22 protein-coding genes are annotated in these 18,005 nt (G+C 69.6%); 11 read left to right on the top strand and 11 right to left on the bottom strand.

All coding sequences use genetic code 11. The annotated features are described in order from the left end of the window. Nucleotides 1-58 precede the first annotated feature (58 nt). From ACIA6A_RS11385 to ACIA6A_RS11375, 3 genes are all read left to right on the top strand, one after another. Nucleotides 59-697 (top strand): 5-formyltetrahydrofolate cyclo-ligase, encoded by a 639-nt coding sequence (locus ACIA6A_RS11385; protein WP_396097392.1) that lies wholly within the window; start codon nucleotides 59-61, stop codon nucleotides 695-697. A gap of 71 nt (nucleotides 698-768) precedes the next feature. Further along, on the top strand, nucleotides 769-1,128 hold the full coding sequence (locus tag ACIA6A_RS11380) for an FmdB family zinc ribbon protein (RefSeq protein ID WP_396097391.1): 360 nt from the start codon (nucleotides 769-771) through the stop codon (nucleotides 1,126-1,128). A 403-nt stretch (nucleotides 1,129-1,531) separates the two neighbouring features. Then, nucleotides 1,532-2,062 (top strand): hypothetical protein, encoded by a 531-nt coding sequence (locus tag ACIA6A_RS11375; RefSeq protein ID WP_396097390.1) that lies wholly within the window; start codon nucleotides 1,532-1,534, stop codon nucleotides 2,060-2,062. 91 nt (nucleotides 2,063-2,153) lie between these two features. On the opposite strand, the gene ACIA6A_RS11370 is transcribed toward ACIA6A_RS11375, so the two are convergent. After that, nucleotides 2,154-2,339 carry a hypothetical protein gene (locus ACIA6A_RS11370; protein WP_396097389.1) on the bottom strand — a complete coding sequence of 62 codons (186 nt, stop codon included), beginning with the start codon at nucleotides 2,337-2,339 and terminating at the stop codon, nucleotides 2,154-2,156. A 253-nt stretch (nucleotides 2,340-2,592) separates the two neighbouring features. Between ACIA6A_RS11370 and ACIA6A_RS11365 the strand changes: the two genes are divergently transcribed. Beyond that, complete coding sequence (locus ACIA6A_RS11365) at nucleotides 2,593-2,727, top strand: hypothetical protein (protein WP_396097388.1); 135 nt, start codon at nucleotides 2,593-2,595, stop codon at nucleotides 2,725-2,727. Nucleotides 2,728-2,871: 144 nt separating this feature from the next. On the opposite strand, the gene ACIA6A_RS11360 is transcribed toward ACIA6A_RS11365, so the two are convergent. Continuing rightward, complete coding sequence (locus ACIA6A_RS11360) at nucleotides 2,872-3,351, bottom strand: DUF2231 domain-containing protein (RefSeq protein WP_396097387.1); 480 nt, start codon at nucleotides 3,349-3,351, stop codon at nucleotides 2,872-2,874. Nucleotides 3,352-3,756: 405 nt separating this feature from the next. On the opposite strand from ACIA6A_RS11360, the gene ACIA6A_RS11355 reads away from it, so the two are divergent. Further along, nucleotides 3,757-4,617 (top strand): oxygenase MpaB family protein, encoded by an 861-nt coding sequence (locus ACIA6A_RS11355; protein WP_396097386.1) that lies wholly within the window; start codon nucleotides 3,757-3,759, stop codon nucleotides 4,615-4,617. On the opposite strand, the gene ACIA6A_RS11350 is transcribed toward ACIA6A_RS11355, so the two are convergent. The 6 genes from ACIA6A_RS11350 to ACIA6A_RS11325 form a co-directional block, all read right to left on the bottom strand. Then, a complete protein-coding gene (locus ACIA6A_RS11350; protein WP_396097644.1) occupies nucleotides 4,609-5,430 on the bottom strand; it encodes a RecB family exonuclease in 822 nt (273 codons plus the stop codon). The genes ACIA6A_RS11355 and ACIA6A_RS11350 overlap by 9 nt on opposite strands. Nucleotides 5,431-5,539: 109 nt before the next feature. Beyond that, nucleotides 5,540-6,163: a MarC family protein gene (locus ACIA6A_RS11345; RefSeq protein ID WP_396097385.1), complete on the bottom strand. Its 624-nt coding sequence runs from the start codon at nucleotides 6,161-6,163 to the stop codon at nucleotides 5,540-5,542. 51 nt (nucleotides 6,164-6,214) lie between these two features. Then, a complete protein-coding gene (locus ACIA6A_RS11340; RefSeq protein WP_396097384.1) occupies nucleotides 6,215-7,066 on the bottom strand; it encodes a PHP domain-containing protein in 852 nt (283 codons plus the stop codon). Nucleotides 7,067-7,088: 22 nt separating this feature from the next. Beyond that, a complete protein-coding gene (locus ACIA6A_RS11335; protein WP_396097383.1) occupies nucleotides 7,089-7,961 on the bottom strand; it encodes a PH domain-containing protein in 873 nt (290 codons plus the stop codon). A 9-nt stretch (nucleotides 7,962-7,970) separates the two neighbouring features. Beyond that, nucleotides 7,971-8,129, bottom strand: a complete 159-nt coding sequence (locus tag ACIA6A_RS11330; protein ID WP_015625668.1) for a hypothetical protein — start codon at nucleotides 8,127-8,129, stop codon at nucleotides 7,971-7,973. A gap of 129 nt (nucleotides 8,130-8,258) precedes the next feature. Then, nucleotides 8,259-8,921 carry a DUF6758 family protein gene (locus ACIA6A_RS11325; RefSeq protein ID WP_396097643.1) on the bottom strand — a complete coding sequence of 221 codons (663 nt, stop codon included), beginning with the start codon at nucleotides 8,919-8,921 and terminating at the stop codon, nucleotides 8,259-8,261. 511 nt (nucleotides 8,922-9,432) lie between these two features. On the opposite strand from ACIA6A_RS11325, the gene trxA reads away from it, so the two are divergent. The 4 genes from trxA to ACIA6A_RS11305 all read left to right on the top strand — a co-directional run bounded on the left by trxA (nucleotide 9,433) and on the right by ACIA6A_RS11305 (nucleotide 13,822). Next, the gene (trxA, locus tag ACIA6A_RS11320) at nucleotides 9,433-9,813 is read left to right on the top strand and encodes a thioredoxin (RefSeq protein WP_396097382.1); all 381 of its coding nucleotides are present in this window, start codon (nucleotides 9,433-9,435) and stop codon (nucleotides 9,811-9,813) included. 116 nt (nucleotides 9,814-9,929) lie between these two features. Continuing rightward, nucleotides 9,930-11,876 carry an intein-containing Rv2578c family radical SAM protein gene (locus ACIA6A_RS11315; RefSeq protein WP_396097381.1) on the top strand — a complete coding sequence of 649 codons (1,947 nt, stop codon included), beginning with the start codon at nucleotides 9,930-9,932 and terminating at the stop codon, nucleotides 11,874-11,876. Nucleotides 11,877-11,928: 52 nt separating this feature from the next. Beyond that, nucleotides 11,929-12,336, top strand: coding sequence for a CoA-binding protein (locus tag ACIA6A_RS11310; RefSeq protein WP_396097380.1), 408 nt, complete (start codon nucleotides 11,929-11,931; stop codon nucleotides 12,334-12,336). 886 nt (nucleotides 12,337-13,222) lie between these two features. Beyond that, nucleotides 13,223-13,822, top strand: a complete 600-nt coding sequence (locus ACIA6A_RS11305; RefSeq protein ID WP_396097379.1) for a DUF4190 domain-containing protein — start codon at nucleotides 13,223-13,225, stop codon at nucleotides 13,820-13,822. 94 nt (nucleotides 13,823-13,916) lie between these two features. On the opposite strand, the gene ACIA6A_RS11300 is transcribed toward ACIA6A_RS11305, so the two are convergent. Next, entirely contained in the window at nucleotides 13,917-14,783 is an 867-nt protein-coding gene (locus tag ACIA6A_RS11300; protein WP_396097378.1) for an SDR family NAD(P)-dependent oxidoreductase, read from the bottom strand. Nucleotides 14,784-14,984: 201 nt separating this feature from the next. Between ACIA6A_RS11300 and ACIA6A_RS11295 the strand changes: the two genes are divergently transcribed. Further along, nucleotides 14,985-15,431, top strand: a complete 447-nt coding sequence (locus tag ACIA6A_RS11295) for a DUF4190 domain-containing protein (RefSeq protein ID WP_396097377.1) — start codon at nucleotides 14,985-14,987, stop codon at nucleotides 15,429-15,431. Between the two features lie 122 nt (nucleotides 15,432-15,553). On the opposite strand, the gene ACIA6A_RS11290 is transcribed toward ACIA6A_RS11295, so the two are convergent. Next, nucleotides 15,554-16,204: a hypothetical protein gene (locus ACIA6A_RS11290; RefSeq protein WP_396097376.1), complete on the bottom strand. Its 651-nt coding sequence runs from the start codon at nucleotides 16,202-16,204 to the stop codon at nucleotides 15,554-15,556. Between the two features lie 60 nt (nucleotides 16,205-16,264). Beyond that, on the bottom strand, nucleotides 16,265-17,170 hold the full coding sequence (locus tag ACIA6A_RS11285; RefSeq protein WP_396097375.1) for a DMT family transporter: 906 nt from the start codon (nucleotides 17,168-17,170) through the stop codon (nucleotides 16,265-16,267). 92 nt (nucleotides 17,171-17,262) lie between these two features. Between ACIA6A_RS11285 and ACIA6A_RS11280 the strand changes: the two genes are divergently transcribed. Then, complete coding sequence (locus ACIA6A_RS11280; RefSeq protein ID WP_396097374.1) at nucleotides 17,263-17,994, top strand: HAD family hydrolase; 732 nt, start codon at nucleotides 17,263-17,265, stop codon at nucleotides 17,992-17,994. The last annotated feature ends 11 nt before the right edge of the window (nucleotides 17,995-18,005 follow it).

Genomic DNA, 18,005 nt, shown 5'->3' with positions numbered 1-18,005 from the left:
TTTGGAGCGATGCTGACATAGTGCGCACCGTTTGCCGGTTTCCCCAAGGGGGTGTCGCATGTCCGATTTCGCCCGTGATGCGGAAAAATCTCGATCCGCGAAGGTAGCGCTCCGCACACGCCTCCTCGCAGCGCGCAGATCAAAATCGCCCGAAATCCTGCACTCAGCCGCCCTGACCATCCGATCCACCCTTCTCGCCACGATTCGCACGTATTCACCGTCAGTGATCGCTGCTTATGTCCCCATCGGGCCGGAACCCGGTGGCCCCGACCTCCCCGAGTCACTACGCAGCGTTCACCCCCTCTTGCTCCCGGTCCTGCTCCCGGTTCTGCTCCCGGTTCTGCTCCCCGACGGGGACCTGGACTGGGTTCTCTACGAGGGCCCGTCCTCCCTGAACCCCGGCCCCCGCGGGCTTCTCGAACCCGTGGGACGACGCCTCGGCGTGTCCGCCATCGCGGAAGCCTCATTCATCGTCGTCCCCGCGCTGGCCGTCGACCGTCGAGGTGTCCGCATGGGCAGGGGCGGCGGATCCTACGACCGAGCCCTGGCCCGGACGTCCCCCTCGGCGTTCACGGTGGCCCTGCTCCACGACGGCGAACGGGTCGACGAGGTCCCCGCCGAACCGCACGACCGCCGCGTACGGGCGACGATCACCCCGTCGGAGGGCCTCAGTGAGGCACCCGACTGGACGAAATAAACTCCGATGACGGAGCATTGGCACTCCCAGACGACGAGTGCCAAGCCATCGAGTAACGACGCGGAGGACCAGTGCCCACCTACCAGTACGCCTGCACCGAGTGTGGAGAGCAGATCGAACGGGTGCAGTCTTTCTCGGACCCGGCTCTCACCGAGTGCCCCGCCTGCAACGGCAAGCTCCGCAAGGTCTTCAACTCGGTCGGTATCGTCTTCAAGGGCTCCGGCTTCTACCGCAACGACTCCCGCTCCGGCAACGTGAGCGCCGAGAAGGCGGCGAGCTCGACCCCGGAAACCAAGTCGTCCGACACGGCCTCGACGTCGTCGAGCTCATCGTCGTCGACACCTGCTTCCACCTCCGCTCCCTCGTCCTCGACGCCCTCGTCGACGTCGTCCTCATCCTCGGCGTCGTCCTCGACGACCTCGTCCTCCTGACATCCGGTCGGCGCCCTTGCCGGGTCGCCGGCCGAATCTCGTTCTCAGCACCGCCGGTCGATGCCCGACCATCGCCTCGACCGGCGTAGCTTCTCGGCGCCCGGACAGCTGACGCCCGCGCCTGCTCCAGTTCGAACCTGGTCGTCGCCCGGTGTCACCCGGCCGCGACGCCATTGCCTCGGATCGATCGGGCCGACCGGGCGATCCGTCATTTCTACCGCCCGGCGACCCGCGTCCCGGAGTTATCCACAATGCGCGGCTGTCCACAGGCCCCCGCACGACGAAGCGCGATTTTCCTTACCTTCGTCGCGTGCGATCGAATCAACGAACGTCATCGGAGCCCTCACTCGACCCGGTCCGCCGGCGTGGACCACGCCGCGGCACCCTTCTCCGGCTGTCCACGGTGGCAGTCCTGCTGACCCTGGCCGCGGCCTTGGCCTGGACCGGTCCGGCGCCGTGCGGCCTGCCTATGGACGTCCCCGGGCCGGGCGCTCGACCGCCCACGCAGAAGGCGGTCACGGATGCTCTCCCCGGCGACACGAGCGGGGCCGCCGGCACCGTCAGCACAGCTCACAGCACGAACCCGCCGGAACCGGTCGACCGGCCACCGGTCCGCGACAGTCCGCCACCGTTCGGCACAGCCCCGGGCAGTGCCGCCGACACGCTCCCGCCGCCACCGGGCACGGTCGGCGTACCCGTCCGGTTGTCGGAGCCCGCAGCGCTGCTCCTGCTACGCGTCCGTGATCGGGTCGACCTCTTCCGCCCGAGCGACAGCGGCCACCCGATCGCGTCAGCGGTGCTGGTCCTGGGCATCACGAACACCGACGATCCCCTGGTCGGCGGGCTGCTCCTGGCCCTGCCTCCGGACGCCGCGAGGACAGCGATCGAACAGAGCCCGGACGGCTACGCCGTGACGATCCGCCCGAGCGGGTGAGAGCACGCTGCGGCGGCATAGGGGGCTGGTGGTCCGCGGCGGATACAAAGCCGGCCAACCACGAAGGGTTGGCCGGAGTCACCGGATGAGGTCAGCCCCAGTGCGGAGGGCGGTCTTGGAGAAGGCGATCGTCGTTCGAGTCCTCGGTGCTGTTGTAGCCCCAGCCACGCTCGGTGTCGTCGCTGGTCTGGTCGGGGAGAACCGGGGTTTCGTCCGATTCGAAGTCGACGGTGCGCTCGGCGTCCGCGTCGCGGTCGGGTTCGTCAAGGATGTCCACGGTAAGAGGGTAGGCCGCGTCGGTGCGCGGTCGGTACCCGATGGATGTAGCGTCGATGAACGTGAGCGCCCCGAACGGATCTGACGACGACGCGTACTGGAAGCGACCGGATTCCGCTGCGGATGAGTTCGGGGCCGATCGTCCGGCGCCGAAGGCTGATCCGCAGCCCACATACGAGGGGCCGCCCCGCCCGGCGCCCGCCTCCCCGCACTGGCGGCCACCGGTGGTGTCCCACCCTCCGCCCCCACGCGCCATGCCCGCGCAGAACATGGACGTCCTGGACGAGTCCGAGGGCGCCGCCCGCACCATGACCTACGGGGTGGGCCTGGTGGCAGGCGCGATCGCGCTGGTCCTGATGTGCCTGCTCTGCGCCCGCGTCATCTTCTGACGATCCCGCCCAGCCCGTCAACGACAGGCGGACCGGCCTTGGACGAAGGCCGGCCCGTCCCGCTGGGCGAGCCACAAGACCTGCCCGCGCGTGATGATCACCGTCTCGGCCGCCACCCCACATGGCGGCCGAGACGGCAGGTTGTCAGGACGAGGTGCCCCAGACCGCCTGGGCTCCCGAGTCACCGGTCTTGAAGACGTAGTAGCCGGAGATTGCCGCCAGCGCCACCATGACCACGGCCAGTCCGACGTCCGCGAGCAGCGGCAGGCGATGGGTCGGGGTGCGGAGCGACAGGATCACCATGATCAGGGTCACGATGGCGAGTCCGAGCGTGAAGTAGAAGGTCAACGTGCCGAAACCCATGTGGTCGTCGATCTTCTCGAGCGGCGGGCCGCTCATGCCCTGCTGGACGAGGCGGTTACGCAGCTCGGTGCCCGAGGCCATCGCCACGTAGGTGGACGCCGGTGCCGCGATGGCCAGCAGGATCGCCGCCCACCCGATTTTTGATCGCCAGCGGGGCAGGACCGCGTAGGCGATCGCTGCCAGCGCCAGGAGTGGCACGAAGACGACGGCGGCGTGCAGCACCAGGATGTGCACTGGCAGGCCGTTTATCTGGTCGAACACGGTCAACCTCCTTGAACGTTAAAGGATTCGGGCGCCAGCCGGAACTGTCTGACGACGCAAACATCCCCTTGTTGCGGTTACGCGCGCGGAGCCGATCCGGTTCACCGGTACGGCGTTCGTTGGCCAAAGCGTGCCCCAACCGTCGATCGAGCGAGCCGGAACGGGACCCCGTGCCCGGCCTGCCTAAAGATTCACCACGTCGGCCAAGCCGTTGGAGCACCTTCGAGGGAGAAAGTGTCAGCCTTCGCCCAACCAGCCCATCCCGACAAAAATGACCGAAAGTAATCGAACCGGGACCCTCAAGCTCACGAAGAACGAGCATCCCGGAGAGTCCAGCAGGCGGTTGGGACGGCAGCCACGTGAAGGCAGGGGCCGGTCACGCTCAGCGCGTGGCACGCTGGAGAGATGAGCAGCTCAGGTGATGTCGGCCTTTTTGGGCCCGGTTCGGTCACATGGAAGGTTCATCGGGAGCCGATTGTCACGCTCGGAGGGCTGCGGTCGCTCTATCTGCAGGCGTTGCATCCGCGGGCGGTCGCCGGGGTCGCGCAGAATTCCGGGTACAAGGCAGATCCCTGGGGCCGGTTCATGCGGACCTCGGAATATGTCGGCACGATCTTGTACGGGACGACGGCCGAGGTCGAGCGGATCTCCGGCCGGATCCGGCGGATGCATTCGTTGATGCGGGCGACCGATCCGCGTACCGGGGAGGTGTTCCGGATCGACGAGCCGGACCTGCTCCGCTGGGTGCATGTGACGGAGGTGGAGTCGTTCCTCACCACGGCCCGTCGTGCCGGGCTGGAGCTCACCGACACCGAGGTGGACGACTACTACACCGAGCAGCTGCGGGCGGCCGAGGCGATCGGGCTCGATCCGGCCTCGGTGCCGGCCACCGCGGCGCAGATGGCCGACTATTACGCGGCGATGCAGCCTGAGCTCGGCCTGACCCGCGACGGTGCCGAGACCGCGCTGTTCCTGACCGTGCCGCCGGTGCCGGGTGACTGGGGCAGCCTGCCGTTCCGCCTCGGTCTGACCCTCGGTCCGGCCCGGCTGGCATACCTGGGGATCGCCGGGACGTCCATCGCGCTGCTGCCGGGCTGGGCCCGCAAGATGTACGGCGGCCTGGGCTGGCCCACCACGGACCGGTCAGCCGACCTGTCCGTACGCGGCATCCGTCTGCTCCTGAAGGCCGCCGCCGTCGCGCTCCCGCCGGAATACAGCGTCCCGCCGATGCGGCAGGCGGCCCTGGAGCGGGCCGGCCTAGCCTGACGCACGCTCCAGGTGCTCGACCGCCGCCCACGGGTCCTTGCCCGGCACGTCGGCACCGGCCGGGCAGGTGCGGCGGAAGTCGCACCATCCGCACAACGAGCTGGGGTTGGTCGGGAACTCGTCGTCCGGGTCGGCGCCCGCGGCCACGGCTTTCTCGGCCGCCATGATGTCGCGGGCGGTGTCCTCGGCGCGGGTGACCTGCCGGGCCAGGGATTCCTCGGTGTGTTCGTGGGTAGCGACGGTGCCGGTCGGCAGGTGGTGCAGCTCGACCTTGTGGCAAGGGCGCCGGAAGACGCGCTGGGCCGCGTACGCGTACAGGGCCAGCGCGTGGGAGCCGCGGGCGTCGTCGGCGTCGAGGCCGGTCCTGCCGGTCTTGTAGTCGACGATCACCGCCTCGCCGTCACGGGCGTCGATCCGGTCGGTGCGGCCGTTGAAGGCGAGCACCGCGGTCTTCGTCGCCACGGTGCGCTCGACGCCCAGCGGCTCCTCGAGCGGGTCGAGGCCCGCCACGTAGGTGTCGAGCCAGCTCAGCGCCTTGCGGTAGGCGACCCGCTCCAGCTCGACGTCGCGGTAGCCCTCACGAACCCAGGTCGCCTTGAGCAGGGTGGGCACGGACGCGGTGGCGCGGCGGTCGGCCGGCACGGCATACCAGTTCTTGAGCGCGGTGTGCACGCTCGCCCCGAGGGAGTTGTGCGCCCAGGGCGGGCCCTTCTGCGGGCTCGGGCGATCGATGTAGGTGTACCGGTAGCGCCGGGGACAGTCCATGTAGGCGCCGAGCTTGCTGGGCGTGCAGACGAAGAGACGTTCGGGCATGCCGTCGAAGCCCAACTGCTGGGGGACGGCGGCCGTTCGCGGGGAGGTCCTGGGCACGGGTTCAATCCTGCCAGGGCCCTACGACAGAAATGAGGACCAGGGGTCCGGCTCAGTGGGCCGCGGCGGCGTACAGCTCGACGAACGCGGCCGCCGCATCCGCGATGAGCTGGACCGCGATGGCCGCGAGCAGCAGGCCGGCGATGCGGGTCAGCACCTCGATGCCGGCCGGGCGCAGCAGCTTGACGATGACGCCGGAGAACCGCAGCACCAGCCAGACGGTGAACATGACCGCGACGATCCCCAGGGCGATCACCGAATAGTCCGAGATACCGTCCGCACGCTGCACGAACAACATGGTGGCCACGATCGCGCCGGGGCCGGCCAGCAGCGGCGTGCCGATCGGGACAAGCGCGACATTGCTGGTCAGGCCGCCCTGTTCCGAGGGCTCGTCGGTCTTGCCGGTGAGCAGCTGCAACGCGACCAGGACGAGCAGCAGGCCACCCGCACCCTGCAGGGCCGGCAGCTGGACGTGCAGGTAGTCGAGCAGCGTCTGGCCGGCCACCGCGAAGATCACGATGACGCCGAGCGCGAGCAGCACCGCCTGGGTGCCGGCGCGGGCCCGGTCACGGGTCGACATGGTGCCGGTCAGGGCCAGGAAGACAGGGACCATGCCCGGCGGATCGACGATCACCAGGAGGGTCACGAAGAATTCACCGAACAACTTCAGATCCACGTGATCAACTTAGGTGGCGCGCGGATCTGATGCCCTGAACTGCGAGGACCGTCACCCCAGGACGGGTGCTCCGGTCGCGGCGGCCACAATTTTCTCGTACGCGACGAGGTCGGTCGTGAAAGCGCCGAGCTGGACGGTCTTGTGCGTGCCGTGGAAGTCCGATGATCCCGTCGCGACAAGACCGAGGTCATCGGCGAGCGCCCGGACGTGCGCACGCTCCGCCGGGGAGTGGTCCTCGTGGTCGGCTTCGAGCCCGAAGAGCCCGGCCGCGGCGAGGTCGGCGATGAGCTTGTCCGGGACGACCCGGCCGCGGACGGTGGCGTTCGGGTGGGCGAAAACGGCCACCCCACCCGCGGCCCGCACCGAGGCGACCGCCGCGAAGACATCAAGATCCGATTTGGGTACGAAATACCGGGCGCCCAGCCACCGCGAAGCGAACGCCTCGCTGGTGGTGCGCACGAGCCCCGCCCTGATCAGGGCCTGGGCGATGTGCGGCCGCCCCACCGAACCGCCGGCGGCATAGCCGTGGACCTCGGGCCAGCTGATGTCGACGCCGTCCGCGCGCAGCAGCTCGACGATCTTCTCGGCCCGGTGCGCGCGATCGTGCTGGAGCCGGACGAGGTCGGCGGCCAGCTGAGGCTCCGTGGGATCGAACAGGTACGCGAGCAGGTGCAGGGAGATGGCCGGCTCGGCTCCGTGCCAGCGACAGGACAGCTCGGCACCGCGTACCAGAGCAAGGTTTTCGGGCCGTGCGGCAGCGGCCTCAGCCCAGCCGTTGGTGGTGTCGTGGTCCGTGATGGCCATCACGTCGAGACCCGCCGCGCCGCCCGCCCGGACCAGCTCGGACGGCGTCAGCGTGCCGTCGCTGGCCGTCGAGTGGCAGTGCAGGTCGATTCTGGTCACTCGAAAACGTTACCGGGTGCTCTCAAGCGTCGTCGCCCCCGTCGTCCTTGCCGAGCCGGGCCTCGACCGCCTGGGGTTCGTACATCTCCTCGACAACCCGCAGGTACAGCTCGTTGGGGTTGGGGAGATGCTTGACCTCGCGCAGTGCCTGGTCCTGGCCGGCGGATTCGAGGACGAACGTGCCGTAACTCAGCATGCGGCCGAGCGCGGACTGTTCGTACTTCATGTCGGTGACCCGCAGCAGCGGCATCATGGCGACCTTGCGGGTGACGATGCCGTTGACCACCATGACCCGCTTGTTGGTCAGGATGAAACGGTCGAAATACCAGTCGCCGACCTTCCACGCGACCCAGCCCATGACGCCGAGCCAGATGAGCACGGCGACGGTGACCATGCCGCCGATGTCCTGTTTGGTGAGGAATCCGGCAAGGTAGCCGAGCGCCAGCGTCGCCCCGATGCCGATCAGCAGCGGCGTGGACAGATGGATCCAGTGGCGCTTCCACTCCCCGCGGTAACGCTCGGTCGGGAACAGATAGCGCGAGACCAGTGTGGTCGGTTCGTCCTCGAGCGGCAGCACGCGGCGGGATCCACCCGGGACACCCGAGCCACCACCACCGAGGCCCTTGAGCTCGTCCTCGGTGAAGACCGGCTGCTCGAACTCCTCCGGCTCGCGATACGGCGGCTGTTCCCGCGTCTCGTAGTCGTCGGCATAACCGGCGCTCGGCGAGTATGCGGGACCGTCCGAATAGGCAGGACCACCAGCCGGAGCGGTGCCCCTCACGTACTCCGGACCGTCGTCCCTCACCACGGGATCGTTGTGGCCGAAATATTCGTCGTCGTCCTGAGGGCGACGCGCACCCTCAGCCTCAGATTGCCGCGGCTCACCAGGACCCATGCGCCGATGTTAAGCGACGAGGTTGGTGAAGAAGGTTCCGAAACCGCGGGCAATGTCCCCGATGGTGTCACCCAGCGACTCGAACACAGCTGCTGCCGAGTTGGGGTTGAACGCAATGAAGAAGATCAAGAATGCGATGCCAAGCCAGGTGAGTACCTTCTTGATCATGGCGGGCCTGCTCCTCCGTTGCGGGTACGGTCGACGCCGCGGCAACACTCACGGTATCAGCTTCACTGCGGTGTGTGAACGTAGTGTCCGAAAAGCTGACACTGCCCCCACCGGCCCCGGCACTCGACTTCAGGCCCGGCCCTGCAGGTACGGTGACGGCGCTCCGTACACAAGCTCCGGAACCACCCCGTCGCACAGATCGTGCAGAACGACGTGTTCGGCGAGGAAGTACCCGGCGCTTGCGGGCCACGCTACCGCATAGAGCCACATTCCTTTGGCTTCACTCACATAGGCGCTTCGGTCCTCCGGGGACTTGACACACCACAGTGGAGTCGGATGCCCGCCCGCCTTGATCTTGGCATGCGGGCCGGCATGCTGGTTGACGTCGCCCAGCGCCTCCGCGATCAGGTAACCGGGATCGATGCCGGGGATGCCGGCGAACCGGGTGCCGAGACCCACCCCGGGCTGCTCAGCGATGAGCACGAGGTCGGCGGGGCCGCCACCCAGCGGATCCGGGCCGCTGCACGACAGGGCGGTGGCGCGCACTCCCGAACGGTCGTCGCCCGCCCAGCCGACACCGGTGACCATCCACCCCGGCGGCAACGGCCAGGGGCACCAGAGAGGCACCCGTTCGGCGGACGGCACCGCCTGCCGGATGACGCTGTCGATGATCTCCGGACTTATGTGCTCGGCGACGTGGAACGGGTGCACCCCGCCACAGTTATCGCAACGCCAATCGCTGTGCATCAGGTCCGGCGGCCGGACCTGTGCGGCACAACGGGGGCAACCCACCGTGACAGACACCCCTTCACGGTGGGGGTCACCGGGGCGCGCGTCAAGCGAATCGGCAGAACACGGGCACTTCACGCTGATCGGACATGCTCGGCCGCATCGATCCAGGTCGGAACGCCGTCATTTTTCCGGGAGCAGACGCAATGAGCGGCGGGGCCCTCCCCGGCACCCGCCGCCCACGCTCTGTTGGGTGAGATTTTGCCTCACCCTGCGTAGGCATGTGAAGGGTTCTCGGAAGTGACCCGACTCACAGCAAACATTGTTACCTATTGCTGGCTCTCCGTTATCGAGCTGCGGCAGGCGGCGTTCACGGCGGCATATTGGACACTCACCATCTCGTGACATGCGAGGGCATCGCGCTTACATTCGGTTACGATGAGCCACTGACAGGTGCTGGGCGAGTCTCGAAAAGGTGCCGCAGGCCACGCATCATGAGGCCGATCAGCGGGAATCATCGAGACGAACCCGAGGTTTACATGCTCGTAAGCCAATTCCCGTGGACGGAGAGATCATGGCGACCGTTGCGCTGACCGCTGAGAATTTCGATGACGTGACCGGCAAGGACGGCATCGTTCTGGTCGACTTCTGGGCCAGCTGGTGCGGGCCGTGCGTGCGCTTCGCTCCCACGTACGAGCGCTCCTCGGAGAAGCACACCGAGATCACCTTCGGCAAGGTCGACACCGAGGCCGAGCAGGAGCTCGCCGCCAAGTTCGGCATCAGCTCGATCCCGACCATCATGGCCGTACGCGATGGTGTGCTCGTCTTCTCGCAGCCCGGCGCCCTCCCGGAGTCGGCACTCGAGTCGCTGATCGAGCAGGTCGAGAAGCTCGACATGGACGAGGTCAAGCAGAAGATCGCCGAGCAGTCCGAGGCGGAGCACGCCAACCACTGACCTTCAGCACCACTCGCGCCGCGAACCCAGCCGGGTCCGCGGCGCGATTTTTTTGCCCACACCCGTTCGTGAGATCAGGTGGACAGCGAGATCGAACATGTGTTCGAATCTTCGTCATGCGATGGTCTCACCTGTCGGCATCGCCCGACGACGCCTCGCTCCTGGACGCAGCGCCGGTGGCCTCACCCCTGCCGCTGGCGCTGCCCGGAGCGACCGTCCGCACGTTCGACACACCCGGCTTCGCCGGCATGACGTTCTACGAGATCCGGTCGAAATCGATCATCAACCGGGTCCCCGGCGCCTCCCGGGTCCCGTTCCAGTGGACGATCAACCCCTATCGAGGCTGCTCGCACGCCTGCTCCTACTGCCTCGGCGGCGACACCCCGATCCTGCTCGCCGACGGATCGACGCGACCCCTGTCGCAGCTCCAGGTCGGTGACGCGGTGCTCGGCACGGTCGGGGCCGGCCCCCTCCGGAGGTACGCGGCCACGACGGTCCTCGACCACTGGACCACGTCGAAGCCGGCGTTCCGGGTGACCCTGGCCGACGGCACCCGTCTCGTGGCCAGCGGCGACCATCGTTTCCTGACCGACCGGGGCTGGCGGCACGTCAGTCCCGCGGAGCCGCACCTGCCCGCCCTCGCGGTCGGAGACCGCATGTCCGGCGTCGGGCACTTCGCGGACCCGCCCAAGGAGTCACCGGACTACCGGGCCGGGTTCCTCTGCGGACTCATCCGCGGTGACGCCGGCGCGCCGCCCACCGCGACTCCCCGCGAGGGTGACGCCTGGATCCGGGCCGACGGTTACCTCGACGAGATCCCCATGCACGAGGCCCTGCGCTGGCCCGAGGTGCCCACCGGCGAGTGGCGGCGCGGGTTCCTGGCCGGCGCCTTCGGAGCCACCGGGACAGCCGACGGGCTCGCGGTGATCTTCACCAGTCGCGACCAGGGGTTCCTCGACCGGGTCACCGAGGCGCTGACCCACCTCGGCCTGCCCAGCCGGCGACCACCGCACCCCCAGCTCGGCGGCACCCACTGCGCCGAGGTCGGGCGGGACCTCTGGGCCGCACTGCGCTTCCGGCACCTCACCGGCATCCCCGGTGCCCCGCTCGACGCGTCCGGGGTCGAGGTCGGCAGCGACGCCCAGCTGACCGTGGCCGACATCGAGGAGCTCGGGCTGACGCTGCCGCTCTACGACATCACCACGGGCACCGGCGACTTCATCGCCGACGGGGTGGTGAGCCACAACTGCTTCGCCCGCAACACTCACACCTACCTCGACCTCGATGCCGGCCGCGACTTCGACTCCAAGGTCATCGTCAAGGTCAACGCCGGCGAGCTGGTCCGCCGCGAGCTCGCCGCACCCCGGTGGAAACGCGAACCGATCGCCATGGGCACCAACGTGGACGTCTACCAGCGCGCCGAGGGTCGTTACCGCCTGATGCCGGAGATCCTGACCGCGCTGCGTGACCACGCCAACCCGTTCTCCATCCTGACCAAGGGCACGCTCATCCTGCGCGACCTCGAGCTGCTCCGGCAGGCGGCGACGGTGACCGACGTCAGCCTCGCCTTCTCGATCGGCTTCGTGGACGAAACGGTGTGGCGCGAGGTCGAACCCGGCACCCCGAGCCCCCGCCGCCGGCTCGACGCGGTCCGCCGTCTCACCGACGCGGGCTTCGCGGTGAACGTCCTCATGGCCCCGATCCTGCCGGGCCTGACCGACACCGACGAGTCCATCGAGGAGACCGTCGCCGCGATCGCCGCCTCCGGAGCCGTCGCCGCGACCCCGATACCGCTGCACCTGCGCCCGGGCGCCCGCGAGTGGTATGCGGCCTGGCTGACCCGCGAACACCCGGCCCTGGCCCCGCGCTACCGCGACCTGTACCGCGGCGGCTCCTACCTCACCCAGCCGTTCCAGAACGAGATCGGCGCCCGCGTCCGCCTCGCCGCCCGCCGCCACGGCCTGCACCGCCCCACCCCCGGCGAGGCCCGCGGTGCCACGTACTCCAACGACGACGAGGACGCCACCAGCACCACGGCATCCGAGCAGCTCACACTGCTTTGAGGTTATCCACAGGCACCAGGAAACCAGCCCGCCCCATCGATAGAATCACCCCATGAGAACCGCACCACAGCTCCTCGCGGAATCCACCGTCATCGCAGTCGTCGGCGCCTCCCGCGACCCCGCCAAGCCCTCCCACACCGTCCCGCTCCAGATGCTCCGGCACGGCTGGCAAATCATCCCGGTCAACCCCTATGTCGACGAGATCTTCGGCATCAAGACCGTCCCCACCCTGGCCGACCTCCCCCACCCGGTCGACCTGGTCACCATCTTCCGCCCCTCCGCCGACGCCACCGAGGTCGTCCGCCAAGCAGCAGCGATCAAGGCCCCAGCGGTCTGGCTCCAGAGCGGCATCACCTCCCCCGAAGGCCGCCGCATAGCCACCGAGGCCGGCATGGACTACGTCGAGGACCGCTGCCTGGCCGTCGAACGAGCGGTCGCCAACCTCAGCAAACTCCCCTGACCCCCAGTCCTCACGAGCTCAGATACCCCCGGGCATCCGGCATCCGCATCCGTTCCGCTGCTCGCGTCGGCATCCGCTCCCCAGCTCGCGGCCAGGCCGAGGTGGGCGCGGTGGTGGCACCGAACGGGCCGCCATCCCCGTATCTGCGTCCCTTTGCGGACTGCCACCGCCACCGCTCGCCGACGTGTGGTCCGCGAGCTGCGGGGCATCGTGTCGAGCTTGGCCGAGGCGATGGGCAGCACGATCGGGGTCGAGGCCCTCGGTCATCTCGGTATCCGACCCGACCCGATTCCGTCGCGCTGGTCAGTCACCCCACCCAGGGCGTGGCTGCTCGCCCCTCTGTCCGGGTGCGGCGAGCTCTGCGGCGGGCAGAACGACCGTTCTTTCTGGACATCGCCGCGGACCCGAACGGCGCGGGCCGACCGCCCGTCCGCCCGAGCCAGCGAGACCGGCCAGCGGGGCCAGCCAGCAAGACCGGCCGACGGGACCGGCCGACGGGACCGGCCGACGGGACCGGCCGACGGGACCGGCCAGCAAGACCGGCCAGCAAGACCGGCCGGCGGGACCGAGCCAGCGGGACCAGTTCGCGTTTACGGACCCTTCGGGTACTGCGGCGACAGGTCCGGTGGACGGTGTGGCCGGGCTGACCTCTGGGAGGCAGCGCTCGGGCCTGACGGCGGCCGCTCTGGTGTGCGGGCCGGGCAACTCAAGACACCCGCGTGCGAGTTCTTCCGGGGGAATTGCGCGTTTCCGCTGAGCCCGGTGGTTCGGTGGGTGGGGTGTTCTGGGTGATGTGCGGATGGATGAGCTGTTCGGACACCCTGGTTCGGGTCATCCGGCCGTGGTTGCGGCTAGTACGGTGCCGGGTGAACTAGGAGGACCTGAGATGACTTACCCGCCGCCGGGTGGAACGCCGGATCCGTATCAGCCCCAGCAGCCGTATGGGGAGCAGCCTTCATATGACCCGACCTCGCCGTACTCGGCGGGGGGAGCGCCCTCCAGTGGCCAGCCGTACGGGCAGCCGCCGCCCTATGGTGCGCCGGCCAGTGGTGCTCCGGCCAGCGACCCGTACGGGCAGCCTCCGTACGGTGCGCCGTCCAGCGGGCAGCCCTACGCGCAGCCGGGCTACGGGCAGCCCGGTCCGGGACAGCCCGGGTACGGCCAGCCTGGGTACGGGCAACCGGGTTACGGTCAGCCCGGATACGGGCAACCGGGCTACGGTACGCCGTACTCGCCCTACCCCACGTCCCAGCCGACCAACACGATGGCGATTCTCGCGTTCGTGTTCGCGTTCATCTTCTCGCCGGTCGCGATCGTGCTGGGCCACATCGCCCGTAAGCAGATCCGGCAGACCGGTGAGGGCGGCGGCGGACTGGCCACGGCGGCGCTGTGGCTGGGCTACATCATCACCGTCGGGTATCTGCTGTTCTGCGGTCTGGCCGTGTTCGGGGCGATCCTCGACAGCAACACGTCCTCCACGTACTGACGCCTGGTCCCGCGGCAGGGAGGCGGCGTGCGACGCCCGGCGAACGAGACCGTTCGCCGGGCACCAGCACGGAGCCGGCGCCAGAGCCGAGCCGTCAGCGGAATTCTGCCTCGCGGACGCTGTTGCCGCCGTCGACTACCAGCATCTGGCCGGTGATGTACGAGGCCGCCGGGGAGCACAGGAACGCGATCGCCGCGGCGACCTCGTCGGGGGTGCCGGGGCGGCCGATGGGGGTGCCGAGACCCTGCTTGATCTCCGTCACCGTGGTGGACGCCGTGTAGATCGTGCCGGGGGCCACGCAGTTAACGTTGATGCCGTCCGCGACGAGTTCCATGGCCAGGGCCCGGGTCAGGCCGACCACGCCGGACTTGGCCGCCGCGTAGGCCGCCTCGGTGGGCAGGGCGTTGATCGGGCCGGCGGTCGCGGCGAGGTTGACGATGCGGCCCCAGCCTGACTCGGACATGCTCCCGACGAAGGCCCGGCTGCACAGGAAGGCCGTGCTCAGGTTGCGGTCGATCTCAGCCCGCCACTCGTCGTACGTGAGCTGGGCGACCGGGCGGAGGACCTCCGGGCTGGTCCGGCTGGCCAGGCCCGCGTTGTTGACCAGGACCTGGACGTCGCCGAGCTGGTCGGTGATCGCGTCCGCGAGCGCGCCCACCTCCGCCTCGTCGGTCAGGTCGGCGACGAAACCGGTCACACCGAGTTCGGTGGCGCGGTCGTGGATGCGGCGGGTCGTGGAGACGATCGCCACCCGGGCGCCGAGCGCGCGCAGGCGGCGTGCCGTCGCGTACCCGATGCCGTCCGGACTGCCCGCGCCGGTGACCAGCGCGACCTTTCCGTCCAGGCGCAACGTCACAATGGCTTCCTCCGGGTCCGGCGTGCCGGCTCCGGTGGTCGCGGCGAGTTCCGAGTGCACCGCCTCGGAGATGGCGGACTGCTCGGGCTGGGCGTCGTAGACCATGCGGCGATCCTGCCCGCTCGTTCGCACGGGGGCAAACATCAGTCCGATCGTGGCGGATTCGTCAGCCCTTTTCCGATCCGCCGGGAGCCGTCCGCCGCAATACCACGACGGGCAGGCCTCAGAGCCGTAACGGGGCTACGCGGCAGTGACATGGCCTTCTACTCTTGGCGGCACACGATCGCGCCGGATGGAGGCAGGACGTTGACCTACCCACCGCCGGACGACCCGCCGGTCCAGGCCTACCAACCACCGGTCTACCCGGTTCAGAACGGCTATCCGGTTCAGCCGCAGAATCCGTACGCGTCTCAGCAGCCCTACGACTACGGCTATGCGGGCAGTCCGTACGCCCATTCGCCGTACCCCGGGGTCCGCAGACCGACCGAAGGCCTGGCGATCGCCTCGCTCGTGGTCTCCTGCGTCTCGGTCCTCGGGTTGTGTGCCTGGTCGATCGGCGGTCTGCTCGGTGTCGTGGGCGCCGTGCTGGGTCATGTGGCCCGCCGGCGGATCCGGACCACCGGCGCGCAGGGCGAGGGCATGGCGCTGGCGGGCATCATCGTCGGCTGGATCATCGCGGGCCTCGGCCTGCTCGGCGCGATCTTCTTCGCCGTGGTCCTCTTCGCCGACGTCGGCAGCTCCAGCCGATACTGACCGCCGCCGGCCCAGGCCGCCTCGGGAAACCCAGCCGAGGTGGGCCCAGCCGAAGTGGGCCCAGCCGAAGTGGGCCCAGCCGCCGACTCGGATCGTCGCGGGAGACCCGGTCGAGGTGGCGCTCAGCCGCCGGGTGGGGGGACGGTGGGAATGCCGGTGCCGGGGAGCGGGTGCACCGGGCCTTCCTCGATGACGATCAGCGGTGCCCGGCGGCCGTACTGCCGGGGCAGGGCGTCGCGGGCCCGGTCGACGTCGGGGGTGCCGATCTCGACGCCCGCGCCGTCGTGCCGGGCCGAGATGGTCGCGATGAGGACCCCGCGGGCCTTCCAGGCGGCCAGGTCGGCCAGGACCCGGTCGTGCCAGCCGGTCAGCTCGGTCAGGCCGTACGGCGCGTCGCGGACGAAGACGCAGGTGTCCTGGGCGGCGTTGCGGATGAATTCGTCGAACGGGGCGGACGGGACGCGGAACACGACGGCACGGACCCGCTGCTGGTCGACCTCGATCCCCGCGTAGCTGGCCGGATGCTCGGTGCGACCGCCCTTGTCGATGCGCCCGATGGCCGCTTCCAGAGCCGTGGGGGTGACCGGCCACGTGCGGCCGCCGATGACCTCGGTCTCCGGGGTGCGCGAGAATTCGCAGCCCGCCGTGGTCCAGCCGCCGATGATCCCGGGCACCGTCACCTCGGGTTCCCCGCACGAACCGGTCACGAGCACCATCCCGAGCGCGAGGCAGCCCAGCCGGCACCGAGAAGGCAGGCATCGAAAGAAGCGCATCTCATGCCTCCTCTCTACCCTGCTCATCGAACGTTTGCCAACGTTCAACGAAGCGGCGGGTCAGACAGGCGCATCCGATCGGGTACGCGCGCCGGCGAGGATCACGACCGCGACACCGGCGACGAGTACGGCCAGTCCGGGCAATGCCGCCGCCCGGACGGTCTGGCCGAGCCACAGCCACGCCAGCAGAGCGGCGCCGGGCACCTCCAGCAGGATCAGGACGCTGACGGTGGTGGCCGGGACCCGTTCGAGCGCGTAGTTGAACATCGAGTGCCCGAGCAGCTGCGCCCCCACCACGATCGCCAGGATGGCCGCCCAGGTCTGCCCGTCGAACCCGGTCAGCGGCACACCGGCGACCAGGCAGACGATCAGGAGCAGGACCGCACAGGTGCCATAACAGACCCAGGTGTACGTGGTGGTGCTGATCCGCACGCGCGCCCGCTCCCCGAACGCCGTGTACACCGCCGCCGCCACCGCCCCGATCAGGGCCAGCGCGTCGGCCAGCACGGCCTGCGCGGAGACCCCGGCGTCGGCACCGGTCGCCCACGCCACCCCGGCCACCGCGAGCGCGATGCCGGCCCAGCCCAGCCGGGACGGGCCCGGGGCGGCCAGCGGATTGCGGAGCCGGATCATCGCGGCCAGCAGCCCCTGCCACACCGGCTGGGTCGCGACCAGCGCGGTCGCGGTGGCCACGGAGCCGAGCTGCACGGCCGGCATCCAGGTGGCGAAGTGCACGGCGAGCGCTACGCCGGCGAGGACGCAGAACAGGCCGCCCGTACCCGGCAGAGCCTTGACCTCGGCCCGCCGCGGCCCGGCGCTGATCGGGGTGAGCGCCGCGAACGCGAGCCCGTTGCGCCAGAACGCCACCGCGAGAGCCGGGGCCGCGGCGAACGCGATCAGCGGTGCTGACGAGGAGACCGCCAGGACGGCGACCACCAGGGCGGCCGTAGTGAGAGGTATGCGCACAGTTTGCCGACCTAAGTTGAGCGGAAAGTGAGGGTGTCGCTACGCTCGGGACGAATACTCATAGGTCAATGCCCCTGGAGGGTGATCCGCTGATGCCCGCGTACCAAGCGGTGCTGTTCGACTTCTTCGGCACGCTGACCCGTTCGGTCCAGCGCGGCCCGCAGCATGCCGACATCGCCCGAGCCCTCGGCTGTGACCCGGACGCGGTCCTCAACGTCCTCGACCGCACGTTCCAGGTCCGGGCCCGGGGCCAGCTCGGCTCGGCCGAGGCCACCCTACGATGGGTCACCGAGCAGGCCGGCGGCAGCCCACGCCAGGCCCAGCTGCGGGCCGCGGTGCCGGCCCGGGTCGACGCCCTGCGGGCCGACACCGAGCTGCGCCCGGACGCGGAGCCCGTGCTACGCGCCCTCAAGCACCGCGGGCTGCGGACGGCGCTGATCAGCGACTGCACCCACGAGCTCCCGGCCTTCCTGCCCAGCATGCCGATCGCCGACCTGCTCGACGTCAGCGTCTTCTCGGTCGAGGTGGGCCGCTGCAAACCGGATCCGATGATCTACCTCGAGGCCTGCTGGCGGCTCCGGGTGGCACCGGAGGACTGCCTCTACATCGGCGACGGCGGCAGCCGCGAACTGACCGGGGCGGCCGCGGTGGGCATGACCGCGGTCCGCCTCGACGCCCCCGACCTGGCCGACCACCTGGTCTTCAACCGCGACGACGACTTCGCCGGGCGCAGCATCCGCTCGCTCACCGCGGTCCTCGACCTCGTCGACCCGGCGCCCGCCCTGACGGGAACGGTCCGTGCTGACGGGAGCGGCCCGGGCTGACAGGATGGTCC

This window comes from Actinoplanes sp. NPDC051494 (assembly GCF_044454705.1).
Lineage (GTDB): Bacteria > Actinomycetota > Actinomycetes > Mycobacteriales > Micromonosporaceae > Actinoplanes.
Note: the sequence above shows the minus strand (reverse complement) of the source record. Positions and strands in the feature narration are given on the sequence as shown.